At 52.3% G+C, this 16,768-nt stretch carries 13 protein-coding genes; 4 read left to right on the top strand and 9 right to left on the bottom strand.

The window, feature by feature from the left end; genetic code table 11:
- Positions 1-76: 76 nt before the first annotated feature.
- The 3 genes from HQN87_RS00640 to HQN87_RS00630 form a co-directional block, all read right to left on the bottom strand.
- A complete protein-coding gene (locus tag HQN87_RS00640) occupies positions 77-1,192 on the bottom strand; it encodes an aminopeptidase (protein ID WP_173126206.1) in 1,116 nt (371 codons plus the stop codon).
- A 95-nt stretch (positions 1,193-1,287) separates the two neighbouring features.
- Complete coding sequence (locus tag HQN87_RS00635; RefSeq protein WP_173126202.1) at positions 1,288-2,151, bottom strand: hypothetical protein; 864 nt, start codon at positions 2,149-2,151, stop codon at positions 1,288-1,290.
- A gap of 113 nt (positions 2,152-2,264) precedes the next feature.
- Complete coding sequence (locus HQN87_RS00630; RefSeq protein WP_173126199.1) at positions 2,265-4,271, bottom strand: sensor domain-containing diguanylate cyclase; 2,007 nt, start codon at positions 4,269-4,271, stop codon at positions 2,265-2,267.
- A 444-nt stretch (positions 4,272-4,715) separates the two neighbouring features.
- On the opposite strand from HQN87_RS00630, the gene rpsD reads away from it, so the two are divergent.
- Both rpsD and HQN87_RS00620 read left to right on the top strand, forming a co-directional pair.
- Positions 4,716-5,315 (top strand): 30S ribosomal protein S4, encoded by a 600-nt coding sequence (rpsD, locus tag HQN87_RS00625; RefSeq protein ID WP_173126195.1) that lies wholly within the window; start codon positions 4,716-4,718, stop codon positions 5,313-5,315.
- Between the two features lie 181 nt (positions 5,316-5,496).
- On the top strand, positions 5,497-8,448 hold the full coding sequence (locus HQN87_RS00620) for a transglycosylase domain-containing protein (protein ID WP_173126191.1): 2,952 nt from the start codon (positions 5,497-5,499) through the stop codon (positions 8,446-8,448).
- A gap of 185 nt (positions 8,449-8,633) precedes the next feature.
- Here the strand turns inward: HQN87_RS00620 and acsA are convergent, their stop codons facing one another.
- Complete coding sequence (gene acsA / locus HQN87_RS00615) at positions 8,634-10,358, bottom strand: acetate--CoA ligase (protein ID WP_173126188.1); 1,725 nt, start codon at positions 10,356-10,358, stop codon at positions 8,634-8,636.
- Between the two features lie 162 nt (positions 10,359-10,520).
- On the opposite strand from acsA, the gene HQN87_RS00610 reads away from it, so the two are divergent.
- On the top strand, positions 10,521-11,153 hold the full coding sequence (locus HQN87_RS00610; protein WP_173126185.1) for a GNAT family N-acetyltransferase: 633 nt from the start codon (positions 10,521-10,523) through the stop codon (positions 11,151-11,153).
- Between the two features lie 29 nt (positions 11,154-11,182).
- On the opposite strand, the gene HQN87_RS00605 is transcribed toward HQN87_RS00610, so the two are convergent.
- From HQN87_RS00605 to HQN87_RS00595, 3 genes are all read right to left on the bottom strand, one after another.
- Complete coding sequence (locus HQN87_RS00605) at positions 11,183-11,878, bottom strand: 5'-methylthioadenosine/adenosylhomocysteine nucleosidase (RefSeq protein ID WP_173126182.1); 696 nt, start codon at positions 11,876-11,878, stop codon at positions 11,183-11,185.
- Positions 11,879-11,969: 91 nt separating this feature from the next.
- Entirely contained in the window at positions 11,970-12,980 is a 1,011-nt protein-coding gene (gene ccpA, locus HQN87_RS00600; RefSeq protein WP_173126179.1) for a catabolite control protein A, read from the bottom strand.
- Between the two features lie 341 nt (positions 12,981-13,321).
- Positions 13,322-13,759, bottom strand: coding sequence for a hypothetical protein (locus HQN87_RS00595; RefSeq protein WP_173126176.1), 438 nt, complete (start codon positions 13,757-13,759; stop codon positions 13,322-13,324).
- A gap of 240 nt (positions 13,760-13,999) precedes the next feature.
- Between HQN87_RS00595 and HQN87_RS00590 the strand changes: the two genes are divergently transcribed.
- A complete protein-coding gene (locus HQN87_RS00590) occupies positions 14,000-14,524 on the top strand; it encodes a type 1 glutamine amidotransferase domain-containing protein (protein ID WP_173126173.1) in 525 nt (174 codons plus the stop codon).
- 108 nt (positions 14,525-14,632) lie between these two features.
- Here the strand turns inward: HQN87_RS00590 and HQN87_RS00585 are convergent, their stop codons facing one another.
- Positions 14,633-16,036 (bottom strand): DUF4179 domain-containing protein, encoded by a 1,404-nt coding sequence (locus HQN87_RS00585; protein WP_173126170.1) that lies wholly within the window; start codon positions 16,034-16,036, stop codon positions 14,633-14,635.
- Position 16,037: 1 nt separating this feature from the next.
- Complete coding sequence (locus tag HQN87_RS00580) at positions 16,038-16,562, bottom strand: sigma-70 family RNA polymerase sigma factor (RefSeq protein WP_173126167.1); 525 nt, start codon at positions 16,560-16,562, stop codon at positions 16,038-16,040.
- Positions 16,563-16,768: the final 206 nt, after the last annotated feature.

Below are 16,768 nucleotides of genomic sequence, written 5' to 3'. Positions count from 1 at the left end.
TGAATCCGCTTACCCACGCAAGGTGTTTCTTAAAAACAAGCCTGTGCGTTTCGTTGCTCACCGCTTTTATATCATTTTATTTCAGGTTCTCCGGATTCAGACCTTCCAGCTCCGGCAGTACAAAAATTCCATCCTTGCGGATCAGCACATCATCGAAGTAGATCTCTCCGCCGCCGTAATCAGGACGCTGAATGAGCACCAGGTCCCAGTGAATGGACGAACGGTTGCCGTTGTCGGTCACATCATAAGCCTGGCCCGGCGTAAAGTGCAGGCTGCCGGCAATCTTCTCGTCGAACAGAATATCCTTCATGGGATGAAGAATATACGGGTTGAAGCCGATGGCGAACTCGCCGATATGGCGCGCGCCGTCGTCGGAATCCAGAATTTCATTCAGGCGCGGCGTATCATTGCTGGAAGCCTCCACGATCCGGCCGTTCTCGAACGTAAACTTCACATTCTCGAAGGTCACGCCGTTATAGATCGACGCAGCATTATAGCTGATCGTTCCATTTACCGAATCACGCACAGGAGCGCTGTAAACTTCCCCGTCCGGAATGTTTTTTTGGCCGGAGCATTTCTCAGCCCCGATTCCCTTGATGGAGAAGGTGAGATCGGTTCCGGGACCGGAGATACGCACCTTGTCGGTTCTGCGCATAAGCTCAGCCAGCGAATCCTGGGCCTTGTCCATTTTGGCATAATCCAGATTACAGACTTCAAAATAAAAGTCCTCGAAGGCCTCAGTGCTCGTATTGGCAAGCTGGGCCATGCTGGCGTTAGGGTAGCGCAGAACCACCCATTTAGTGTGCTTGACGCGCTCTTCGCTATGTACCGGGTGGGAATACAGGGAATTGTAGAGCTTCATGTTCTCTTCCGGCACATCGGACAGATCATTGACATTCTCACCGGCACGGATGCCGATATAGCAGTCCATCTGCTTCATCCGGTTCAGGTCGATGTCTGCCCAAGCCTTCATTCCTTCAGGTGTTGCATATTTGAGCATACTGCGCAGAACGGTACGGTCGGTCAGCTGTACAAATGCACTGCCTCCGGCTTTGCCCACTTCCTCCACAACGGCTTTGATCAAATCTCTCTCACTGCCGATCATTTCGACGAGTACATTCTCGCCGGGCTGAACATTTACGGAATAACCTACAAGGTTCGCCGCCAGCTTTTGAATCCGGGGATCATTCATCTTTCTCTCTCTTCCTTCCTGATACAGAAAATAAACATACCGTTATATTGTAGCACGCCTGCTATAGAGCGCAAGCCATTACGGGAAGCGAATACTCATTGATAACCATAGAAATCAACCTGGGTGATATAGGTCTCTTCAGTGGTCGTTCCTGCCTTGCCGAGATAGGTTAGGGTGCGGTTCCAGGTCAGCCGTGCAGGCAGATTCCGCTTCGGATCTACCTTGAGGTAATAAATCGTCCGGATATCTGCCTGATCCAGTCTCTGCTGCAGCTCTGACTGCTTCTGCTCCCATAATGCAGTCTTTGCTTCCAGCGCCTCAGCGTGCGTGCCAGCAGCCGTAACTGCCCCGCTCCCGGCAACCGGACGTATCGCCTGCATCTCGCGTTCCAGCTCTGCCGAGAGCTGACTGCGCGCCGCCTCTGCCGTCAGCTCAATCCGCAGGACCCGGGTTCCCCGTGCGCTTCCCGCTTCCTCGGTCACCTTCTTATCCAGCCTCTCCAGGTCCTCCAGCTGCCGCAGCGGGTTCAATGCCTCCAGCGGATTGCTCCCGGCCAAGGCCGGGGAGCCCTGCTTCATCGTCCATGTACCGTCTTCCTTCACCAGCCGGGTATAATAGACCGGAGCCTCTCCCGGGCCTTGCCCGAGCGGATGCGGACCGGACTCTGCCGCAGAAGCGGGATGGCCCCCGTCCGGCAGGAGGGAATACAGGCTGATCTTGTTATGATCTGCCACCTTGCCCCCATAGTAGATCGAAGATTCCGGGACCGCCTTGCCGCCGACCAGCAGAGCAGCCGCTCCTTCAAAGGATACGCCGTCGCTGCCATCCATACCGGCCATAACTAGACTTAGGTCCTCCGCCGCCGGTTTGTCTTTCATAACCGCGCACCCGGTGAACGGAAGAACACAGAGCATCAGCAATATCAGGATTCCCGTGCGCAGCCGCAGCAATTTCATCATGGCAACCAAGCCCTTTCTGCAATAAGCGGGTATACATACATTCTTCCTAGGGTCTCCTTGAATGCTGGGCTTATACGCGAATCCACCCCACAAAAATAAAAGAATCCCCAGGTCTATGCCCAAGGATTCTTCGAGGTGTTCTCCAGCATTTTGTTATCAATCACTACCTGATTGCGCCCGTTGTTCTTGGCTTCATACAGTGCCATATCCGCCCGGTAGAACAGCGATTCCACGCTCACCCGCTCATCGGTCCAGCTCCACTCGGCAATCCCGCAGGATACGGTCACGCAAGGCTCTGTCTCGCCCATCACCCGCTTGCGGATACGCTCGCCCACGAATACTGCCTGCTGGACTCCAAGCTGGGGCAGATACACGGCAAGCTCTTCTCCGCCCCATCTGGCGGCAACATCCCCCTGACGGATCGAGGATTTGACGATTTCGCTGACCTGTCGCAGGATCTTGTCACCCTTCTGGTGCCCATAGGTATCATTGACCATCTTGAACTGGTCAATGTCCACAACAATCAGCGTTCCGCAGAAATCCTTGGACTGCCGCTGCTTGATCTCTTCATCCAGATAGTGCCGGGCGAAAAGTCCTGTCAGCGTATCACGGTTGGCGAGACGGCGCACTTCAGCGTGCAGCCTGGCATTCCCGACAGCCAGCCCGATATGGCCTGCCATCGCCTGCAGCAGCCTGTAGCTGTCATAAGAGAAGAAATGGGCCTCCTTATGTGCAAGCATAATAGCCCCCCGGACCTCACCGCCAACACATAGCGGGGTTGCGATCAGCGACTGTGAACCGGTAGCATCCATTAGCGCCGAAGTCTGCCCGACCGCATATTTATAATCGGACATGAGCAGCGGCTCTCCTGAGCCGTATACCTTGCTGCCGAGTCCCTGCCCGGTTTCAACCAGTTCACCCAGCAGCGGGAGATGATTGCAGGCAATGACCTCCAGGCCGCCGCGTTCTTCATTCTTATGCAGAATGCAGCAGTAATCCGCTTCGAACATAGCCAGCAGCTCTTCAAAGGCAAACTGAAAAATATCGCCCAGACGCAGGCTCTGATTGAGCCGCTGGGTAAGCTCATTGCTCATGCGCAGCTCTCTGATGAGCTGGTTGGAGCGCTCATACAGCTTCGCATTCTCGAAGGCGGTGCCCGCTGTATCGGCGACCATGGACAGAAAGCTCAGATCCAGTTCGTGGAAGGAGCGCTTGTCCAGCAGCATATGAAATACACCGTAGACCCCCTGCTTGCCGCCGAGCGGAAGCCCTACCTCAACTGTCGCGTTGTCTTCACGCCCGGTGTGAAGGATCACCTTCCCGTCCTTGAACGCTCTGGCACAGACATCATTGCTTGCCCATTGCCGCGGAAGCGGCTTGACCTGCGGATGAGTGCTGCGGTGGTCCTGGGACATGAACAGATCCAGCCGTGCCCCCGGATACATCGCCGCAATGCTGTCAATGACCTCTGTCAGCACGGCATCCACATCAATGTTGTCATGCATGCGCTGGACAATCTGAAAAAGCAGCGACCGGCGGCTGCCCTCCCGTTCGGCATGCAGATGCACACCTGCAAGGTCCGAGACAAATACATGTTCAAATGTATGATAAAAGCAGGTCTGGAAGTGCATTGACATGGCTTCTGCCGTATGTCTTCCGCCCATGTCGTACTGCTCAGCCGGCATTCTGCAGCCAAGGACCGCAAATATTTCTCCGTGCCCGCGCGTAAATATGGGCAAAGCCAGTAATGTATAGGCTTGTCCTTCGTCCACGGTCTCAGCAATATGTATACTGCCTGTCTGCAAGCAGCTTCCGGCTGCCGCCTCCCACTCTGATCTCCAGCGCCCCTGCCGGAATTCAGAGTCAGATTCAATCCAGTCACCTTCAAAATTCAGCACACACCAGCTCCAGCTCTCCGTGAAGGAGGGCACTCCCTGTCCCCGCCACTCTCTGAAACTATCGGCAATCAAGCTGGCTGCATAAGGGAAATCGTGAGATACGATATCCGTCTCCCGCAGCCAGGCGGCGGGATCTTCCGATCCACCGCCAGAATGCCTCTTGTCCTGTAACAGCATACGGCTGTCCATATCCTTATGACCGTATGCCTCCTGCTCTGACATAAAGAGGACCCCCTTTGCATCTTCAATCAGGCCAGGGCCGGAGCACGCCCCCTGATTCTATATAGTAAGGATATTTGAAATCACATTTTCCGATAACATCCAATTAGCTATATTTTACTCCCTTTCCTTAGGTATTGCATCATATTTTCCGCAAAACCGGGATTTTTTTTAGGACCAAAGTACTAACGACAAAGAAAGACAAAAACTCTTTTAACTTGCGCTTGACTTTGACTGTCATTTTCATATAATATTTATTGTTGAACAAGACTGTAACAAGTCTTAATTGGGCGTAACGTTGTGTCACCCTCTACGCATTTCGTTACTGCCAGGGCAGCGGCTGAACTTCCCTGTGCAGTGTGAAACCATTTAACGCTTTCACGGATACGAATTGCGGCGCAAATAGGCCCTACAATAAATTTTCTTAATTAAAAGGAGTCTACTATAATGGCACGTTACACCGGACCTAAATTCAAACTCAGCCGCCGTCTGGGCATTTCCCTAAGCGGTACAGGCAAAGACCTGAAACGCCCTTTCCCACCAGGACAGCACGGCGCTAACCAACGCAGAAAAGTAAGTAACTACGGAATGCAGCTTTTGGAAAAACAAAAACTGCGTCACATGTACGGCTTGGGCGAAAAGCAGTTTAAAACTCTTTTCACCAAAGCACAAAAGCTTCAGGGTATCGCGGGCGAAAACTTCATGTTCTTGCTTGAGAGCCGCCTGGACAACCTGGTTTACCGTCTTGGATTTGCTAACTCCCGTGCAGGCGCACGCCAGTTGGTATCCCACGGCCACGTAACCGTTAACGGCAAAAAAGTTGACATCGCTTCTTACCGCGTAAGCGTGGGCGACGTTATCGGACTTCGCGAAAGAAGCCGCGCTATGGGTTCTATCAAAGAAGCTCTGGACAACCGCTCCCACCTTCCAGGTTATCTGGAATATGCTGACGGATCGTTCGAAGGTAAATTCCTTCGTTTGCCTGAACGTGCCGAGCTGTCCCAGGATATCGATGAGAAGCAAATCGTCGAGTTCTACAACCGTTAAGATTCCGCTGCAAGCAGAATCTGATCAAAGCTTCCGGATTTTTATCCGGGAGCTTTTTTTGTTCAAATATAAGGGAATTATATGATGCATACGCCCCAGCTGAAAATCCTCTGCAGCAGAAGCGCATTCAAAATCGCCAAATTGTGCTATAATAGTTCCGTTAAAAGGAGGATTATCGTCGATGGTTGAGGAGAACAAAAAGAAGACCGCAAAACAGCGTCCACCGCGCAGATCCTGGCTCCGCAGGTTCGGTTCAGTCGTGAAGTGGATGTTCATACTCGGTATACTCGGCTTTCTGTTTGCCGGAGGCGCCGTTGCAGGGTACGTCACTTCGATAGTGAAGGATGATCCGGTCCGGACTGAAGAATTGATCCAGCAGCAAGTTGGACTGAATGCCATTACCGGCTTTGCCTACTTCAGTGACGGGCAGCCGATCGGCCAGCTCCGGACGGAAGAAGACCGCAGAATTATTGAATTCAACGATATTCCACAGCTTGTGATTGATGCCGTTCTCGCTATAGAGGACAATAATTTCTACAATCATAAAGGGGTGGATGTCAGCGGCACCCTGCGGGCCGTCAAGCAAAAGGTGCTGAATGAATCCACTCAGACCGGGGGAAGCACTCTTACCCAGCAGCTTGCACGGCGCGTGTTCCTGAACCTGGACCGTACGGAAGACCGTAAGGTGAAGGAAATCCTGCTGTCCCTGCGGCTGGAGCGTTTCTTGTCCAAGCAGGAAATATTAACGGCTTATTTAAACAAGGTTCCTTTCGGGAACGGTTCCAACGGCTATAATGTATTCGGCATCAAGGCTGCCGCCAAGGGCATCTTCGGCATTAATGATCTGGAGAAGCTGAACGTGGCCCAAGCGGCATACCTCGCGGGTCTGCCTCAGCTCCCTTCTAAGTACTCCGCGTTCAATGGTGTGGGCGAATTCAACGAGACGGCCTTCGGACGGGCGATGGACCGTCAGCGGCTCGTACTGCGGCGGATGCTGGAGGAGAACAAGATTACCACCTCCCAGTACGATGAAGCCCTGCTCTTCGACATCAAGGGCTCCCTTGCTCCACATACGAAGAAGGCTTATGCCACCTTCCCTTATCTTATGATGGAGACTGAACGCAAGGCGTCTGAAATCCTGCTCAAACTGAAGGAAGAGAACGCCGCCAGCAATACTGCCAGCACATCCAATTCTGCTCAGCTTCTGGAGGAAGCCCGCCAGCAGCTAATGACCGGCGGCTACCGGGTCTACACTACCATTGATAAGAAAGTGTACAGTGCCATGCACACCATCTCCGAAGACAGCAGTAACTTCACGAAGGACAGTAAGGCCAGAGGCAAGGAACAGACGGCCGGCATTATGATTAACAATAAGACCGGAGCGATCCTCGGCATGATCGAAGGACGCGACTTCAACATCGAGCAAATGAACTACGCTACCCAAATGATCCGCCAGCCCGGCTCTACGATGAAGCCGATCGCAGCCTATCTGCCTGCGCTGGATGCAGGACTGATTCAGCCTGCCGGTATTCTGGACGATGCACCTGTAGTTATGAAGGATGGGGGCAAAGGTTACCATATTCCCAAGAATGCCAACAACCGCTATCAGGGTCTGGTTACCGCCCGGTATGCCTTGAACAAATCCCTGAACCTCCCGGCCCTTAAGCTGTTCAATGACAAGGTCGGGATCGAGAAAGCCTGGGCCTTCTCCAAGAAGCTGGGGATCACTACTATAGAGGAGAATGACTATAACGCACAGACCGGGGTTATCGGGGGGCTGCGTTACGGGGTTTCGGTGGAAGAGCTAACCAATGCCTATGCCTCCATCGGCAATCAGGGTGCCTTCACGGATGCGTATATGATCGAGAAGATCGTGGACTCGCAAGGTAAAATCGTCTACCAGCATAAAGTTAATCCGGAGCAGGTCTTCTCCAAACAGACGGCTTATCTGATGACTGATATGCTGCGTACTGTAATAACTGACGGTACGGCAAGTACGGTGAAGAGGAATTACAAGCATTTCAAAGACGTGCCGATTGTCGGCAAGACCGGTTCCACCCAGAACTACGGGGATGTCTGGTTCATGGGTTACTCTCCGGATGTCACACTCGGTATATGGGTGGGCTACAAAGAGCAGATCAACACACTCCAGGGTGATTCACAGAAACGTCAAGCGCAGACCTTGTGGACCAAAGTTATGAATACTGTAATCGACAAGCGTCCTGAGCTGTTTGTAACGAAGGAATTCTCCAAGCCCGAGGGTATCGTCAAAGCGACAGTCTCTGCTTACAGCGGCAAGAAGCCTTCCAGGCTGACGGACAGATATACAACGGATCTGTTCAATGCGAAATTTGTCCCTACAGAGAGTGACGACGGTATTTCCAAGGCCAGGTATATCACTTACAATGGGGTGAATTACATTCCCCTCGAAGGCACTCCTGAGGATTTCCTGAAGGAGAAGATCGTAGTCAAGCGCGAGAAACCCATTCAGGAGCTGGTAAAAGAGCTGCGTGCAGCCTTCCCGGCTATGAGGTCACACGAATCACTCAGTTACTACATGCCGCGGGATGCCAAAACCGACTACCCTTCCGAGGTCGATCCACGGGTGGATGACGGCAACGGACCAAGCGCTCCCGGAGAAGTAATGGTCTCTTACAGCAGCGGCAAGGCTGTAGTCACCTTCACTCCAAGCGGTTCTCCCGATGTGGTTGGCTACCGTCTGTACCGTTCCCTTAACGGCGGTTCCTTCAAAAAGCAGGACGTTCTCTCGGCTGGAGAAAGTACCGTCTTCAAGCCTGGAACACCAGCCGGTGTAAGCGCCAGCTTCTATGTTGCAGCGGTGGACGTAGCCGGGCACGAGACGGCCTCCAGCGTTATAGCTGGCGGCACTAAGCCTACCCCGGAGCCAACGCCTTCTCCGGAACAGCCTCCGGTCACTCCGCCGACACCGGACCCCGGAATCATCCCGGAGAAGACCGAGGACCCCGGCATGATCATTGTTCAGCCAACTGCTAACAATGAACCCGCTCCCTTAGGCGGCGGAACTAACGGCGCCGGGGGGAACAGCGGCAATGGCAGCACTAACACTGGCGGGAAAGCCACCAATAAGCCTGCCGGCAATACCGGAGGATAAGGGTTGCCACAAGTCAGATGCTCAAAATTCTCAAAAGCTTCGAACGTCAAAAAAGCAGCGATTCACTCCAATAACGAGAGTGAATCGCTGCTTTCTGTTTTTGATCCATTGCTGCTTAGCGTCCATCCAGGTGCTTACGTTGATCCAGCTCAAAAATAAAGAGATGCAAGATTAAGAATATATCATCAGTCCTCGATGGTAGACAGATCGCCTTCCGGCAGATGCAGCTCCCAGGCCTTCAGGACACGGCGCATAATTTTGCCGGACCGGGTCTTGGGCAGCTTATCCTTGAATTCAATCTCGCGCGGCGCAGCGTGGGCAGACAAGCCTGCTTTGACAAATGCCGCAATCTCCTCCTTCAGCTCGGTTGTCGGGGAATACCCGTCACGCAGCGAGATGAAGGCTTTGATAATTTCGCCGCGCATGACATCCGGTTTACCGATAACCCCTGCCTCCGCAACAGCGGGATGCTCCACCAGCTTGCTCTCCACCTCGAAGGGGCCGATCCGCTCCCCGGAGGAATTGATCACATCATCAATCCGCCCCTGGAACCAGAAATACCCGTCTTCATCCATATACGCCGAATCCCCGGAGATATACCAGCCGGCAATCCTGAAATACTCCTCATATTTAGCGGGGTTGTTCCACACCTTGCCCATCATGGATGGCCAGGGCGTGCGGATAGCGAGATTGCCCATGGCATATGGAGGCAACACGTTGCCGCGGTCATCCAGGATAGCCGCCTCTATCCCCGGCAGCGGCCGTCCCATGGAGCCGGGCTTGATGTCCATTCCCGGGTAATTGCAGATGAGCTGGGCACCGGTCTCTGTCATCCACCAAGTATCATGAATACGCTGGTGATAGATTTTATCCCCCCAGCGTACAACTTCCGGGTTCAGCGGCTCTCCGACAGACAGGACATGCCGCAGGCTGCTCAGATCTATGCCTTCCAAGGTCTCCTTGCCTGCTCCCATCAGCATCCGGAAAGCCGTAGGCGCACTATACCACACCGTAACCCCGAAGCGTTCAATCGTCTTATACCAGTCCTGCGGGCTGAAGCGGCCTCCCCGGACTACATTGGCTACACCATTCAGCCAGGGGGCAAAAATACCGTAAGAGGTGCCGGTCACCCAGCCCGGATCTGCCGTGCACCAGTACACATCGTCCGGCCGCAGGTCCAAAACTACCTGCCCCGTATAATAATGCTGGATCATGGCTCTCTGCACATGGTAGATGCCTTTGGGCTTCCCGGTGGAACCGGAGGTATAGTGCATGATCAGACCGTCATCCAGACTCAGCCATTCCGGTTCCAGCTCTGCAGAGGCCGCAGCCATTTCCGTTCCATAATCCAGCAGACCGGAATCCTCAGACACCTCTCCTCCGACCAGAAAAATATGGCGCAGCCCGGGAAGCTGCTCACGTTTTACCCGGTGCAGCAGCTCAGGCGTAGTCACCAGCGCCACCGCTCCGCTGTCCTCCAGACGGTCCTTCACCGCCGTCTCCATGAATGCCTCGAACAGCGGTCCTGCCACTGCTCCCGTCTTCAGAATACCAAGCAGACTGAAATACAGCTCCGGGGTGCGCGGCATGAAGATGAATACCCGGTCTCCTTTGCCGATTCCGTATTTGCGGAGTACATTGCCGAACTTGTTCGACCGTTCCCGCAAGTCCCCGAAGGTGTAACGCTCCTCGCGCACTGCATCGCTGTAGATCAGGGCCGTAGCTGCCCCCCGCCCTTCCAGCACATGACGGTCCACAGCTTCATGAGCCATATTGACCTTGCCGGTCTCATACCAGGAGAAGTTTCGCTCGACATCCTCCCACCGGAATTCGTCAACGGCCCGGGAATAATCGGCCATATTCGCCTGCTCCACGCGTTTCTGCAAAATTTCGTTGTGGACTTGCCCCATTCCTCTTGCCTCCCCTACTGGTTTGCTTTAAGCTTTAAGGGTAAGAACCTGTTTCTATTCATTTCTGTCAATGTTTCATTTGTGAATATTCCGTGTCGGAATCAGTATATCACAGGAAGCGGTTACATTCCATATTATAGTGAACCGGAGGGAGCCCTGACCATGGAGCATCGTAAAATCCCCGTTTCCCATACCGTAGAGCACAAAGGACAGCTTATAACGGTCAGTGGGCCCTTATCGCCTGATACCCTCCGGGCGTTAAGCATACATAGCGATCTGGATGCCTTCCGTAAGCCGCGGGAGCAGCTCGAAGCATTAATTGAGATCTCCGGATTGCCGGAAGGGCGCATCGTTGCAGCATTAGCCTCAGACGTTATAGTGGGGTATGTCACCTTTCATTATCCGGATGAGCTGGAGCTTTGGTCTCAGGGCGGGATGGACGATCTGATTGAGCTGGGGGCGATTGAAGTAGCTGACGAGTACCGGGGGAGCGGACTGGGCAAGCTGCTGGTGACCAGTGCTTTTGAAGAGGAGCAGCTGGAGAATTGCATCGTGTTCACCACGGAGTATTATTGGCACTGGGACCTGAAGGGGAGCGGTCTTACGGTATGGGAGTACCGCCAGATGATGGAGAAGCTGATGAAGACGGTAGATATGGTGTGGTATGCCACTGATGATCCGGAAATCTGCTCACACCCGGCCAATTGTCTGATGGTCCGCATGGGCCAGGCTGTGCCGCTGTCCTCCCGCGAGACCTTCGACCGGGTTCGCTTCAGACAGCGGTTTATGTATTAGCCTATTAACCGGCTCAGATTCCTTATCCCTCACATAGCCTTAAGCATGTGTTCAAGGATGGCATGCGAATGCTGCGAGGCGGTCACCGTGAACTCACTGTAATTCACATGGGCTGAGCCATCGGCTTTGTCGGACATGGAGCGGACGATTACAAAGGGTATCCCATTCATATGGCAGACTTGGGCGACCGCCGCCCCCTCCATCTCTGCACAGGCCCCGTCCAGCTGCTCACGTAGCATAGCTACTGACGCCCTGCTGGCAATGAATTGATCCCCGGACAGCACAATGCCTGTTACAGACTTCTGCTCCAGCTCTTGACAGGCCTCTTCTGCTAACTTCACCAGCAGCGGATCTGCCTGGAAGGCGGAGATCTCCTGATACGGAATCACCCCTCTGGCATAACCGAGTGCTGTAACATCCATATCATGCTGAATACACTGTGAAGAAATAACAATATCTCCGATATCCAGATCAGGATGCAGCGCCCCGGCTACTCCTGTGAACAGCACCTGATCAACGTCGAAGCTGTCCAGCAGAATCTGTGTCGTGACAGCAGCGTTCACCTTGCCGACACCTGATTTGCAGACTACGGCCTTTTTACCGAACACCGTTCCAGTGTAAAAGGTTATCCCCGCCTTCACCGTCACCTGCTGATTGTCCATCTCTTCAAGCAGCAGCCTGATTTCCTCATCCATTGCTCCAATCAATCCCAGAACCCCGCTCATTTGCTTATCCTCCATTTCTCTTCACGGAAACATAAAAAGCCCCCGAAGGAGCTTCTTAAGAAACCTGTATCTAAGCTGAACCTACAGGCCTTTATTTGTTGACATGATTGACGGACAGACGCAGAATCGTCTCATGCGGCAAAATAACCCGCGGATTCTCGACCGTCTCCTTCTTCATCAGCTTCGTCAGCAATCTCATCGCTACGGCTCCGAGATCGTACATCGGCTGTGCTACAGTTGTAAGCAGCGGACGAACCATGGAAGCCATACGGATGTTGTCAACACTGATAATCGAGAAATCATCCGGCACCTTAAGTCCTTCATCCTGAATGCTGTGAATAGCGCCAATAGCCATCTCGTCGGTAGCCGCAAAGACAGCTGTCGGCTTCTTCTTAAGACCCAGGAAGTACTTCATGGCTTCGACACCGGATTCGTAACGATAGTTACCGATACGGACCAGATCCTCCTGATATTCGATACCTGCCGCTTCCAGCGCCTTCTTATACCCGTGGAACCGTGCATAACCGTTCGCAGGGTCCTGCAGAGTGCCACTGATCATAGCGATCTCACGGTGTCCGTGGCGGATAAGCGTATTCACGGCATCGAACGCAGCTGTCTCATGGTCGATATCCACGGAAGGATAGGTGCCCTTCTCATCGCGGGTCGCACAGAGAACGATAGGCACTGCGGAAGTCTGGAAAGCCTGAATATGCTCATCCGTAACCGTTCCGCCCATGAAGAGCAATCCGTCCACTTGCTTCTCTAGCAATGTGTTAATTACACGGATCTCTTTCTCCTTGCGCTTGTCCGCATTACACAAAATAATATTGTAGTGATACATATTGGCAATATCTTCAATCCCGCGTGCAATTTCCGCAAAAATCGAGTTGGAGATATCAGGGATAACAACCCCTACGGTTGTCGTTTTCTTGCTGGCGAGCCCTCTCGCCACAGCATTCGGACGATAGCCCAAACGCTCAATCGCTTCAAAAACCTTCTTCCGGGTCTGCGGTTTCACGTTGGGGTTATTATTCACAACCCGTGATACCGTAGCCATAGATACGCCTGCTTCTCGAGCTACATCGTAAATGGTTACCGTCAAATTACTCTCTCCATTGCGATAAATTTTATCGTTCGACTAATTAAAATTATGATACGACACTTTGTACAATTGTGCAATGATAACGCTTCATTTTCCTTTCAAAATTTCTTTCAAAGGTTGAAACGCCAGTCCTGGCGCGGGCTTGTACGCCTTCAGCCAATCCTTAGTCCTCCAGCAGCTTCCAGTTGAAAGCACTTTAGATTTCAAGTGGAAACACTTCAGATTTCAAGAATTCTGTAATCTTCCTCTATCGTATCAAAAAGCGCGTGAAAAATCCAACATTCGATGAAAGTTTTTCATTGTTTTTGCAGAAAATTTTTTAAAATGTAAAAAAATGCTCTTTATTTGGCACTTTCTGCCGAATGCGCCGTCAACTGGGAGAGCCGGAGGCCGATTTCTTCCATCCATTTCCTGTCGGACAGATCAGCCGCCGTGCGATAGACATCCAGCAGCAGATCAATCCGCCCCTGAATAGACCTGCGAATCGACTCTTCCAGCTCCGGCAAGCCGCCGGCGAACAAACCTGCAGCAAAGATATCCTTCAGCACACTGGCCCACTCGTTACGGTCCGCAAAGGACAATTGCTGTTGCCCGGACGGGCGCTCCCCGAGTTCCCTGATCAGCAGACCAAGTTCCCGCTTGATGACCGGCAGAGGCTCATAACGGGAGCATTCCCCGCAAGTATATACAGGAACATGAGTGATTTTGATCTTTGCACTATAAATCAGCGTATGCATATGTATGGTCATGACCCCGCCGCAGCCACATGACTTCTTCATTAAGTTATCCTTATACATCTCCCACACCTCAGAATGATCTTTTACAAAACGCATAGTTTTGCCTTTTCTCTACTACGTATTCTACTATTCGACTTTGTTCCTGCGAATCCCTGCAAGTTTGCATATAATGTTTTAATTGGCAATTGACTTAGGAATTACCATATCCAAAGTGACTTCAAGTTTTTCTTTTGTTAGAATGACATAGAAATCAGTTTGTGAATTCCGAAGGGAGTGTAAGGTATGAGACTGGCCGGTAAAAAGGTCATTGCGCTTGTAGACGAAGAATTCGAAGATCTGGAGCTATGGTATCCTGTGTACCGTGTACGTGAAGAAGGGGCCGAAGTTCATCTGGCTGGCCTTACGAAGAACAAGACTTATGTGGGCAAATATGGCGTACCCGCCACCGCAGAATACAGTTGGGACGAGCTGAATGCTGCTGACTATGACGGCATACTGGTTCCCGGAGGCTGGGCCCCCGACAAAATCCGCCGCTACAGCGCAGTGCTGAAGCTGGTGCAGGATTTCCATGCCGCGAAGAAGCCGATTGGCCAGATCTGCCATGCGGGCTGGGTCCTCATCTCTGCCAAGATCCTGGAAGGTGTAACGGTCACCTCCACGCCGGGCATCCGCGACGATATGGAGAATGCCGGAGCCATCTGGAAGGATGAGCCGGTCGTTACGGACGGACATATCATCTCCGCCCGCCGTCCGCCGGATCTCCCGCCTTACGGCAAGGCGTTCTGCGACGCGCTGGCGGGGGAATAGTCCAAGAACAGTTTGTGTAAACCTAAGGGAAATGGAGCTAATCTACCCCAAACAAGCCCTGCCTTGTCATCCGACAAGGTTCAGGGCTTGTTGTCATTCGGGCAGCAATTACCGGATGGAGAGGGATAGCTTCTCCTTAATCAGGTTCGGATAGCTGGTTATGGTGAACGTCAGCGGCTGGGGATATTTATTGCTGCCCAATCCTTGATAGTTCAGATGAGGGATTAATTTTGCATTCTCCGGCTCTTTACGAGGTGGAATACTGATGTCGAACTTGCCTGTCTCATGAACTTTACCTGCTCCATCGGTAAATGTACTATCCAGCATAAATGTATTGTAGATGCTGTTACTCTGGGCCTGGGAATAATATTCCAGAACCATAGTAGAGCCTTTATTAGTATTGTGGAGGGACATATGCAAATTCTGATCAGGAGATTTGATGATTTTCTGTTGTTCCGTATCAATAATTAATTGAGTTTTCTCTTTATCCAACGCCAGGATTCCACCAATCTGTAGTTGAAGACTCTCTGTCGAGCGGCTGTCGTTCGAAAATATCAGTCTGCTCTTACTATCCGTAAACTTGGCGGAGCGTAATTCAAGATTCGTATAGTCACCGCCGCTGCCGACTAGCATACGCGGTTTGTACATGGAAAAGATTTGTTTGGAATTCAGCGGATTGCAGGAATAGTCCAGATAAATGCCGGAGGCTGCGAGATAGACCTCGTTAATTTCGATTTCCTGTCCGTCTATAGCCATCGTTTGGTCAACATGAATGGTTTGTCCCGACTTGGCGATCTGGCCCCGGTCCAGCGGGATGGCTACAGACAGCTTAGCCAGCTGGGTATCTGCGGCAACAGGGGAGAATTGTTTATACTCACCAAGCTCCAGTTCAAACGTGATTTGGTCCGGAAGGGAACTATAACCCTTTTCCCACTGCAATACTTCATAACCATAGGTTATACCATTTGGAGTACTTGCCGTACCGGCGCCCCGGGAACTATGCAATGGATTCAAGCTACTTCCTGTAAGCTGCATAAAGTTTACATTAGCTCGCTCTTCTGTATTATTCTGCAATGAATACAAAATGATGATTCCCTTCTGATCTGCAGCAATTCCATCTACGGTCAGGACAAATCCGTTCTGCTCTGCGGTAACACCACTGATGCTCTGTACAAGGCCAGTCTCGATTGCCGAAGATACTGTGGCGTTGCTAATTAAAGCTGGAATGTACTTTTCAAACTGCCCATAGCTCTGAAATATGGCTGCCTGATCCAGAGCAGCCCCCTGGGACTTTAACCTCTCGCCTGCCCAAGGAATGGAGAATAGCAGCACAATCCCCAGGATAGCTACTGTACCCAGAACGTAGCGGCTCGTAAGTGACCTAGTGGGTCTGCGTGAACGGGTTAACCCTCTGCGAATCGCCGTATTCAGCTTCATTTCAGCGATCTCTTCTGCTTCTGCTGACAGACTCTGATAGTACTCCTTCAGCAAATCTTCTTCCGTTCTAACCATTCTATAGTCCCCCTCTTATTCTCATTTTGTCGCGGAGCTGCTTCAGTCCCTTGTTCAGCCAGGTCTTGACCGTTCCTTCCGGCTTGCCCAGCACCGCAGCAATCTCAGTCAGCGTCATGTCCCGGTAATACTTCAGCACAAGAACCTGACGGTATTTCGGCTTGACCCCTTCGAGTGCCCGCTCCATATCCAGCTTACGGTCACTGGTCATCTCCTGCAGTCCGCCGCCCGCCCGATCCGGCACAGGAGCAGCCAGCCGCTTCCTCCGCTTCAGTTCATCCTTGCAGCAGTTGATCAGAATGCGGGTCAGCCACGGTGCGAACCGGTCCCCGTCTTTCAGGCTGTAACGCTTGACCCAGGCTCTGTATGTAGTCTCCTGTACCATTTCAAGCGCCTCCGCTTCGCTCCGTAAGTAGCTGTATGCGATGCTGTAGAGTATTTTTTTCTGTTCCAGCACCCGGCCGATAAACAGCTGTTCCTGTTCACTCAAGAGGCGCACCCGCTCGCCTTCCCACGTATTCTCCATCCCGGAACTCTCTCCCCTTCTTTTTTGACTTCTGTATATACTGACTGTCCGGCAGTCCAAACGGTTTTACTTTTTTTGAAAAGAAGGCCGGGTTATAGGAGCAATCCGCCGTGCAGCGGACGATCCTCCGCCGATCTGTACAGCAAAAAGCCCGGTGTGTCTGGGCTCGCTTGACCCCCACGCCGGACTTTATATTCAATTCAGCC

Origin of the sequence: Paenibacillus tritici (assembly GCF_013204885.1) — a bacterium.
Lineage (GTDB): Bacteria > Bacillota > Bacilli > Paenibacillales > Paenibacillaceae > Paenibacillus_AQ > Paenibacillus_AQ tritici.
Note: the sequence above shows the minus strand (reverse complement) of the source record. Positions and strands in the feature narration are given on the sequence as shown.

Coding starts and splice junctions, on each gene's coding strand:
- HQN87_RS00630 (WP_173126199.1), bottom strand. CDS start 4,271: ATGTCAGAGCAGGAGGCATACGGTCATAAGGATATGGACAGCCGTATG.
- HQN87_RS00595 (WP_173126176.1), bottom strand. CDS start 13,759: ATGAAGAAGTCATGTGGCTGCGGCGGGGTCATGACCATACATATGCAT.
- HQN87_RS00610 (WP_173126185.1), top strand. CDS start 10,521: ATGGAGCATCGTAAAATCCCCGTTTCCCATACCGTAGAGCACAAAGGA.
- HQN87_RS00640 (WP_173126206.1), bottom strand. CDS start 1,192: ATGAATGATCCCCGGATTCAAAAGCTGGCGGCGAACCTTGTAGGTTAT.
- HQN87_RS00605 (WP_173126182.1), bottom strand. CDS start 11,878: ATGAGCGGGGTTCTGGGATTGATTGGAGCAATGGATGAGGAAATCAGG.
- HQN87_RS00620 (WP_173126191.1), top strand. CDS start 5,497: ATGGTTGAGGAGAACAAAAAGAAGACCGCAAAACAGCGTCCACCGCGC.
- HQN87_RS00590 (WP_173126173.1), top strand. CDS start 14,000: ATGAGACTGGCCGGTAAAAAGGTCATTGCGCTTGTAGACGAAGAATTC.
- HQN87_RS00580 (WP_173126167.1), bottom strand. CDS start 16,562: ATGGAGAATACGTGGGAAGGCGAGCGGGTGCGCCTCTTGAGTGAACAG.
- rpsD (WP_173126195.1), top strand. CDS start 4,716: ATGGCACGTTACACCGGACCTAAATTCAAACTCAGCCGCCGTCTGGGC.
- acsA (WP_173126188.1), bottom strand. CDS start 10,358: ATGGGGCAAGTCCACAACGAAATTTTGCAGAAACGCGTGGAGCAGGCG.
- HQN87_RS00635 (WP_173126202.1), bottom strand. CDS start 2,151: ATGATGAAATTGCTGCGGCTGCGCACGGGAATCCTGATATTGCTGATG.
- HQN87_RS00585 (WP_173126170.1), bottom strand. CDS start 16,036: ATGGTTAGAACGGAAGAAGATTTGCTGAAGGAGTACTATCAGAGTCTG.